General features: G+C 57.8%; 1 protein-coding gene. It reads left to right on the top strand.

Going from position 1 to position 1193, the window contains the following annotated elements:
- The first annotated feature begins 24 nt into the window (after positions 1 to 24).
- A protein-coding gene (locus tag ACYCAX_RS26535) for an IS3 family transposase (protein WP_088170023.1) occupies positions 25 to 1175 on the top strand; the annotation gives its coding sequence in 2 pieces (ribosomal slippage) (positions 25 to 262 and positions 262 to 1175; 1152 coding nt in all).
- Positions 1176 to 1193 lie beyond the last annotated feature (18 nt).

Genomic DNA, 1193 nt, shown 5'->3' with positions numbered 1-1193 from the left:
TAATGAGGCCCATCAGGAGGTGCCATGAGCAACCAGCGTTACCCCGAAGAATTCAAAATCGAGGCAGTTAGACAAGTTACCGAGCGCGGCCTGCGTGTAGCGGATGTGGCGGAGCGTTTGGGTGTGTCGGTGCATAGCCTTTATGTCTGGATCAGGCGCTATAGCAAGCCCCAGGAACAGCGGCAGCAAGAAGGCGATCAGCAAGCCGAACTGCGTCGTTTGCGCGCCGAACTCAAGCGGGTGACCGAAGAGCGAGACATCCTAAAAAAGGCCGCCGCGTACTTTGCCAAGGAGTCCGGCTGAAGTACGCCTTCATCAGCAAGCTGTCGGTGGAGTACCCGGTTCGACGTCTCTGCCAGACCCTCAAGGTGCATCCCAGCGGTTACTACGCCTGGCTGGCCGAGCCGAAATCCGTACGCGCTAAGGAAGATCAGCGCCTGCTCGGATTGATCAAACATGCCTGGCTGGAAAGCGGTGGGGTCTACGGCTATCGCAAGATCCACGACGACCTGCGTGAGCTGGGAGAGTCCTGTGGCCGGCATCGCGTAGCCCGCCTGATGCGGGGGGAAGGGTTGCGCTCGCAGACCGGCTATCGTCGTCGGCCCGGCTACTACGGCGGCAAGCCCACGGTGGCTTCGCCCAACCGTCTGGAGCGGCAATTCACCGTCAGCGAGCCGAACAAGGTCTGGGTCACTGACATCACTTACATCCGCACTTATGAAGGCTGGTTGTACTTGGCGGTGGTGCTGGATCTGTTTTCGCGCCAGGTGATCGGCTGGTCGATGAAACCTCGGATGTGCAGCGACTTAGCTATCGATGCCTTATTGATGGCGGTTTGGCGACGCAAGCCCAAGCAGGAAGTGATGATCCACTCCGACCAGGGCAGCCAGTTCAGCAGCTCGGACTGGCAGAGTTTCCTCAAGGCCAACAACCTGATCAGCAGCATGAGCCGACGCGGTAACTGTCACGATAACGCCGTGGCAGAAAGCTTTTTCCAGTTGCTGAAGCGCGAACGCATCCGACGAAAAACCTATGCCACTCGCGAAGAAGCTCGCAGTGATGTGTTCGATTACATCGAGATGTTTTATAACCCCAAACGCCGGCACAGCAGCGCTATGCAGCTATCGCCAGTGGAGTTTGAGAAACGCTATTTCCAGAGCTTGGAAAGTGTCTAGGAAAGCCGGGGCGATTCA

The organism is Pseudomonas sp. MT3 (genome assembly GCF_054720805.1).
This window is presented reverse-complemented; position numbering and strand designations above follow the sequence as displayed.